7 protein-coding genes are annotated in these 6,891 nt (G+C 71.1%); 2 read left to right on the forward strand and 5 right to left on the reverse strand.

Going from position 1 to position 6,891, the window contains the following annotated elements:
* The coding region (locus G3I65_RS13095) for a phosphotransferase (RefSeq protein WP_160696352.1) at positions 1-315 on the reverse strand (315 nt) is incomplete at its 3' end.
* A gap of 91 nt (positions 316-406) precedes the next feature.
* Here G3I65_RS13095 and argG point away from each other — a divergent pair.
* Positions 407-1,852: an argininosuccinate synthase gene (gene argG, locus G3I65_RS13100; RefSeq protein WP_160696353.1), complete on the forward strand. Its 1,446-nt coding sequence runs from the start codon at positions 407-409 to the stop codon at positions 1,850-1,852.
* Positions 1,853-1,909: 57 nt separating this feature from the next.
* On the opposite strand, the gene G3I65_RS13105 is transcribed toward argG, so the two are convergent.
* From G3I65_RS13105 to G3I65_RS13120, 4 genes are all read right to left on the reverse strand, one after another.
* Entirely contained in the window at positions 1,910-2,917 is a 1,008-nt protein-coding gene (locus G3I65_RS13105; protein WP_160696354.1) for a medium chain dehydrogenase/reductase family protein, read from the reverse strand.
* Between the two features lie 72 nt (positions 2,918-2,989).
* A complete protein-coding gene (locus tag G3I65_RS13110; protein WP_160696355.1) occupies positions 2,990-3,559 on the reverse strand; it encodes a TetR/AcrR family transcriptional regulator in 570 nt (189 codons plus the stop codon).
* 39 nt (positions 3,560-3,598) lie between these two features.
* Complete coding sequence (locus G3I65_RS13115; RefSeq protein ID WP_160696356.1) at positions 3,599-4,735, reverse strand: permease; 1,137 nt, start codon at positions 4,733-4,735, stop codon at positions 3,599-3,601.
* A 93-nt stretch (positions 4,736-4,828) separates the two neighbouring features.
* Positions 4,829-5,530, reverse strand: coding sequence for a trypsin-like serine protease (locus G3I65_RS13120; protein ID WP_160696357.1), 702 nt, complete (start codon positions 5,528-5,530; stop codon positions 4,829-4,831).
* Between the two features lie 236 nt (positions 5,531-5,766).
* Between G3I65_RS13120 and G3I65_RS13125 the strand changes: the two genes are divergently transcribed.
* Positions 5,767-6,891: AfsR/SARP family transcriptional regulator (locus G3I65_RS13125; RefSeq protein ID WP_166640040.1), on the forward strand; the 1,125-nt coding region annotated here is incomplete at its 3' end.

Below are 6,891 nucleotides of genomic sequence, written 5' to 3' on the forward strand. Positions count from 1 at the left end.
GAGCCAGCCGTGCACCGCCCACGGCCACGGGTAGCCCTCGGCCGGCCCGCCGACCGCGACGACGGCCGGGACCGCCACCGGCAGCTCGCCGAGGGTGCCGAGGGCTCGGCGTTCCTTCGCGATGTCGTCGGCGCCGCCCGCGGTGAGCGGCAGCCGGACGGTCAGTGAAGCGCCCAGGCGGTAGACGGCGTTGACCGTGCCGCCGGACGCCAAGGGCGTGAGGGGCAGGCCGGCCCACCGGGGGAACTGGCCGTCGACAAGCCGCCGGACCAGCGCGGTGTCGATCGCGTGCTCGTCGGCGTGCATCCGGGCCATGCGTCCAGCGAACCACCCACGTCAACGCGATATCAGTGACACCAGGCACCCCGGATTGCACGGTGATGCATAGCCGTGCATAATCATTCGCATGTCCAAGGTGCTCACTTCCCTGCCCGTCGGCGAGCGTGTCGGTATCGCCTTCTCCGGTGGCCTCGACACTTCCGTAGCGGTCGCGTGGATGCGCGACAAGGGCGCGGTGCCCTGCACCTACACCGCCGACATCGGGCAGTACGACGAGCCCGACATCGACTCCGTGCCCGGGCGGGCCGGCCAGTACGGTGCCGAGATCGCGCGGCTGGTCGACTGCCGGGAAGCCCTCGTCGAAGAGGGGCTCGCGGCGCTGACCTGCGGCGCGTTCCACATCCGCACCGGCGGCCGCAGCTACTTCAACACCACGCCGCTCGGCCGCGCCGTCACCGGCACGCTGCTGGTGCGCGCCATGCTCGAGGACGACGTCCAGATCTGGGGCGACGGCTCCACCTACAAGGGCAACGACATCGAGCGGTTCTACCGCTACGGCCTGCTCGCCAACCCCTCCCTGCGGATCTACAAGCCGTGGCTCGACGCCGACTTCGTCACCGAGCTCGGCGGCCGCAAGGAGATGTCGGAGTGGCTGGCCGCGCACGACCTGCCCTACCGGGACAGCACCGAAAAGGCCTACTCCACCGACGCCAACATCTGGGGCGCCACGCACGAGGCGAAGTCGCTGGAGCACCTCGACACCGGCATCGAGATCGTCAAGCCGATCATGGGCGTGGCGTTCTGGGACCCCGCGGTCGAGATCCCGACCGAAGACGTCACGATCGGCTTCGAACACGGCCGTCCGGTGACGATCAACGGCAAGGAGTTCGCCTCCGCCGTCGACCTGGTGCTGGAGGCCAACGCCATCGGCGGCCGCCACGGCCTGGGCATGTCCGACCAGATCGAGAACCGGATCATCGAGGCGAAGAGCCGCGGCATCTACGAGGCGCCGGGCATGGCACTGCTGCACGCCGCGTACGAGCGGCTCGTCAACGCCATCCACAACGAGGACACCCTCGCCAGCTACCACAACGAGGGCCGCCGGCTCGGCCGCCTGATGTACGAAGGCCGGTGGCTGGACCCGCAGGCGATGATGCTGCGCGAGTCGCTGCAGCGCTGGGTCGGCACCGCGATCACCGGCGAGGTGACGCTGCGGCTGCGGCGCGGCGAAGACTACTCGATCCTCGACACCACCGGCCCGGCGTTCAGCTACCACCCGGACAAGCTGTCGATGGAGCGCACCGAGGACTCGGCGTTCGGCCCGGTGGACCGGATCGGCCAGCTCACCATGCGCAACCTCGACATCGCCGACTCGCGGGCGAAGCTGGAGCAGTACGCGAGCCTCGGCATGGTCGGCGGCAAGAACCCGAAGCTGATCGGCGCCGCCCAGGCCGCGTCGACCGGCCTGATCGGCGCGATGCCGGAGGGCGGCGCCGAGGTGATCGCCTCGCGCGGCAAGACCGACGACGTCGAGCTGCTCGACAGCGCGGCAATGGAGTTCGGCACGGACTGACCTCGTGAGTGTTTGGTCGGGTTCTAACCCGACCAAACACTCACGAGCCGCGCGGCGTCAGGGGATGAGCACGACCTTGCCGGTGACCGTGCCGGATTCGGCCAGTGCCAAGGCTTTCCCGGCTTCGCTCAGGGGGATCCGCGCGGCCACCTGCGCCTTGAGCTGTCCCTTCGCCGCCAGGTCGAAGACGGCCGTGAGGTCTTCGGTGAGGTGCGCGCGGAACCGGGCGAGGTTCCGCTTGCCGCCCCAGACGTTGTAGAAGTGCGCCCGGCGCCGGTTCGGCATGGCGTTCCACCACAGCAGCCGCGCGAAGAGCTTGAGCACCGGCAGCCGCGAGTTGCCCGGGGTGTCCTTCGTGGCCGCGCTGCCGTACGCGATCAGCGCGCCGCCGGGGGCGAGCAGGCGGAACGAGTCGACGATGCCGGAGCCGCCGACGTGGTCGAAGACGGCGTCGACGCCGCCGGGTGCCAGTTCGCGCACCCGGGCGGGGACGTCGCCGCGGTAGTCGAGCGCGGTGGCGCCGAGCGCGGTCACGACGTCGAGGTTGCGGGCCGAAGCGGTGCCGATCACGGTGATCCCGGCCGCGCGGGCGAGCTGCACGAGCGTGGAGCCGACGCCGCCGCTCGCGCCGTGGACCAGGATCGTGCCGCCGGGCCGCACCTTCGCGTGCCGGTGCAGCATCTGCCACGCCGTGATGCCGTTGACCACGAACGTTTCCGCTTCGGCCGCGTCCAGCCCGTCGGGCACCGGCACCAGGTCGGCGGCGGCGACGGCGAGGTGGCTGCGCCAGCCGCCGATCTTGGTCAGGGCGGCCACGCGGCGGCCGACCAGCGCCGGATCCTCGGCGTCCAGGACCGTGCCGACGACGTCGTAGCCGGGGACGAACGGGAACGGCGGCTGGTCGAAGTACTTGCCGCGCCGCATCTGCTGTTCGGCGAAGGAGACGCCGCTCGCCTCGACGCGGAGCAAGGCTTCCCCGGGGGCGAGGGGCGGCAGTTCGCGGTGCTCGACGCGGAGGCCGGCCGGTTCGACGAGGCCGGGGAGGACGATTTCGGTGACGGTCATCAGGGGTTCCTTCCAAGTGTGAGTGATCGGTCAATCACTCGACGGGCGTGAAAAAGGACTTGCTGGTCGGGGTCAGTTTTTGCCGGGGTGGCGGATGCCGGTGGAGAGGACGGCGGCCCAATCGCCGGCGTGCTCGTCCAGGTCGAGGGTGGTGATCAGGTGGCAGAGCTGGCCGTAGGCGATGAACCGCTGCACCTGCTCGTCCCCGGCGCCGGAGCGCGACCGCGCGAACTCGGTCACCTTCGCCAGCCCGCGCCGCACGGCGTCGGCGATCTCCGGCGTGTCGGCGGCCGACTGGGCGTGCACCTGCAGCATGAGCAGGTTCCGGTCGGCGATCAGTTCGGCGTAGGCGCCGCCCATCTCGTACAGGAGCTGGTCGGGGTCTTCGCCGCCGGCCCGGGCGGCCCCGTTGGACAGCGCGTGCGTGACGAGTTCGTAGCACCGGTCGAGCGCGGCGACGAACAGGGAAACCTTGCCGGGGAACAACTTGAAGACGTACGCGGGGGAGATGTCGGCCCGCTCGGCCACGGCGCTGATCGGCGTCCCGTGGTACCCGCCCCGGGCGAACTCGGCGATGGCGGCGTCGACGACGACGTCTCGCCGGGCGTCGGAGGTGGAGAGCGTGGCACCGCGTTTCGTCATGTGAGTGACCGTACACTCACTCTCGTCGGCCCGGCAACCTCAGTGCTCGGGGGCGCCGCCCATCATCCGGAGCATCCCGGCGCCGCCGGTGCGGAAGAAGCGGGTCGTCAGTGCCGCGGCGAGCAGCAGGAACGCGATGTTCAGCCAGGTCGTGTAGTTCCAGTTGATGCCTTCCCGCATGATCGTCGCCGAGCGCTCGGCCGGGATGAGGCCCGCGACGCCGAAGAGCAGCTCGATGACGTACCCCGCGCCGACCATCGCCGCGTAGAACGTGCCGAGCAGCACCAGCGTCATCCGCGCGCCGTAGTACTTCCGGTAGATGTTCAGGATCGGCAGGATCAGCAGGTCGGCGAAGATGAAGGAGACCACGCCGCCGAAGCTGATGCCGCCGTTCCACAGCACCGCGGCCAGCGGCACGTTGCCGATCGAGCAGACGAAGGCGAGGATCGCGACGACCGGCCCGATGATCGGCCCCCAGATCGCCGAAGCGACGGGGTGGTCGGTGAAGAACAGTGCCCGCCACCACGATTCCGGCACCCACGCGCCGACCGCGCCGGCGATCAGCAGCCCGATCACGAGGTCACGCAGGATCGCCGCCCACTCCATGACGAACACGTGCGCCACGGCGGTGAAGCCGTCCGCCGAGAACAGCCTGCGGCGGAACGAACCCGGGCCCTGGACGGACATGTCCATCGCGGCGTGGCCCTCCATGGACCCGGCGATGCCCTTTTCCGCCTGTTCGCGGGCCTTTTCGAGCAACCGCCCGCGGACGAACACACGGAACAGCAGTGCGAGCAGCACGATCATGATCGGCCCGCCGACGAACTCCGCGGCGGTGAACTGCCAGCCCATCAGCAGCGCCAGGATGATCCCCAGCTCGACGACGAGGTTCGTCGACCCGATCTCGAACGCCATCGCGGCGGTGAAGTGCGCGCCCCGGCGGAACAGCGACCGCGCCAGCGCGACCGCGGCGTAGGAGCAGGACGACGACGCCGCGCCGAGCAGCGACGCCACCGCGAGCGTGCGCGGCCGGTCGTCGCCCAGCAGCCGCACGATCGTCGACTTCCGCACGACCGCCTGGACGACGGCGCTCAGCAGGAACCCGAGGATCAGCGCCCACAGGATCTCCCAGGTCATCGACCCGGCCATGGCCAGTGCCTCGCCGATCGCCGCCACGCGCACCACCTCCCTCGGGGGAAGGTACCCCCGGGGAAACGCGACCGCCCGCCGCGTCCACAAGGGACACGGCGGGCGGTTCGGTGAAACGGCTCAGACGCCGGCGGTCTGGGAGATCCAGTCGCGGTACTTCGTGATGTTGATGTACGCGGTGTAGGACTGGCGGTCGCTGGTCGACGCCACGCCGACCTGCTTGCCGTTCGCGTACATCGGGCCGCCGGAGTCGCCGCCCGCCGTGATGCCGTCGCCGCGGTTCGCGCAGACCGAGACGCCCGCCGCGCCGTCCGGGCAGTCGATCGACGTGACGCTGACCTTCGCCACCTTGAGCAGCTGGGACTGGCACTCGATCTCGGGCTTGTCGGTGCAGGTCGCGCCCCAGCCGTAGACCTCGGCCTGGTCGCCCACCTTGACGTCGCCTTCGCTGCCCAGCGGGGCGTAGTCGGTCTGGACCTGCTGGTCGATCTGCACCAGCGCGATGTCCGAGTCGGGTGCCTCGTGCACCGAGGTCGCGTTGACCGTGGTGCCCTTCGTCTGGTCGAGGTCGCCGACGTGGAAGCTGATCGGCTGGCCGTTCGCGCCCTGCGTGCAGTGGCGGGCGGTGAGGATCCAGTCCGGCGCGATGATCGTCGCCGAGCAGATCTCCTGGCCGCCGGCGAACATCCGGGCGGCGGAGTGGAGCGAGTCGGCGTTGCCGCCGTCGATGATGGCCGGCTGCGCGGCCAGGGCGGGCGCGGCGGCCACGAACGCCGAGAGGAAAACACCGGAGACGACTACGCCGGTTCGCGCGATACGCACTTTACGATCAACCTCCAGCCGCGGACCGGGGCCTCGCGGTGACGGGGTGGTCAAGGACACACCTACCGTCACGGCTGTGGGTGAATCTCCGAAACCCGCCGATAGTCGGTTGATCAAGGACGCGACTTTCGTCGTGAGCTGTCCGGCGCAGCGTGCTGCCAACCGAGTGACAACGGCGCCCGCGATGTCAGCGAATCGCCCCCGGCCGCGGCGGCCCGTCGTTAGAGTCCGGCTCGATGGCGCCAGACGTGCGGTTCCACCTGCTCGGACCGCTGACCGTGACGGTCGGCGGGCGGCCGCTGCCGCTCGGCGGGGCGAAGCAGCGGGTGCTGCTGGCGCACCTGCTGCTCAACGCGAACCGGACGGTGCCGCCCGGCCAGCTCGTCGAGACCATCTGGCCGCGGGAACCACCCACGTCGGCCACCGCCAACCTGCAGACCTACGTCTGGCGCCTGCGCCGCCTGCTGCCGGACACGCTCCTGCGCACCCACGGGCCGGGCTACTCGCTGGCCGTCGATCCCGACGCCGTCGACGCGCACCGGTTCACCCGGCTGGTCGGCGACGCGAAACGCGCGGACTCGCCGGAAGTCGCGTTGACGCTGCTGGCCGAAGCCGAAGCGCTCTGGCGCGGCGATCCCCTCGAGGATCTGCCCACCGCGCCGGCGTGGGACGCCGAACTCGGGCGGCTCGTCGAGAACCGGCTGGCCGCGGTCGAGGAACGGCTGGCGTTGCAGGTGTCGCTCGGCCGGCACGACCCGGCGATCGCGGAGCTCGCCGTGCTGCTGGCCGAGCACCCGTACCGGGAACGCCTGTGGCAGCAGTACCTGCTCGCGCTCACCGGCGCGGGCCGCCGGGCCGAAGCGCTGCGGGCGTACTCGACCGCGCGGGAGCGCCTGGTCACCGAACTCGGCGTCGAACCGGGACCGGAACTGCGGGCGCTGCAGGCCGCGATCCTGTCCGGCGAACCACTTCAGGCGCCTTCGCCGGATCCGCGGCCGGTCCGGCAGCTCCCGGCGGACCTGCCGGACTTCACCGGGCGCGACGAATACGTCCGGGACCTGGAGGCCGCCGTCGGCCCGGCGCCGGTGGTGCTGACCGGCGCGCCGGGCACCGGCAAGACGGCGCTCGCCATGCACGTCGCGCACCGCCTCGCCGAGCGGTACCCGGACGGCCAGCTGTACGTCGACCTGGCCGGCACGGGGACCCCGCGCGAACCGGCCGAAGTGCTCGCCGACTTCCTGCACGCGCTGGGCGTCACCGGGAACGCCGTACCGGCCGGGCTCGGTCAGCGGGCGGCGCTGTTCCGTTCACGGCTGGCGGGCCGCCGGATGCTGCTCGTGCTCGACGACGCGGCCACGGCC

Source organism: Amycolatopsis sp. SID8362 (assembly GCF_010550475.1).
Taxonomy (GTDB): domain Bacteria; phylum Actinomycetota; class Actinomycetes; order Mycobacteriales; family Pseudonocardiaceae; genus Amycolatopsis; species Amycolatopsis eburnea.

Bases quoted from the DNA above. Each gene is read 5' to 3' on its own strand.
- argG (WP_160696353.1), top strand. From the start codon at position 407: ATGTCCAAGGTGCTCACTTCCCTGCCCGTCGGCGAGCGTGTCGGTATC.
- G3I65_RS13105 (WP_160696354.1), bottom strand. From the start codon at position 2,917: ATGACCGTCACCGAAATCGTCCTCCCCGGCCTCGTCGAACCGGCCGGC.
- G3I65_RS13110 (WP_160696355.1), bottom strand. From the start codon at position 3,559: ATGACGAAACGCGGTGCCACGCTCTCCACCTCCGACGCCCGGCGAGAC.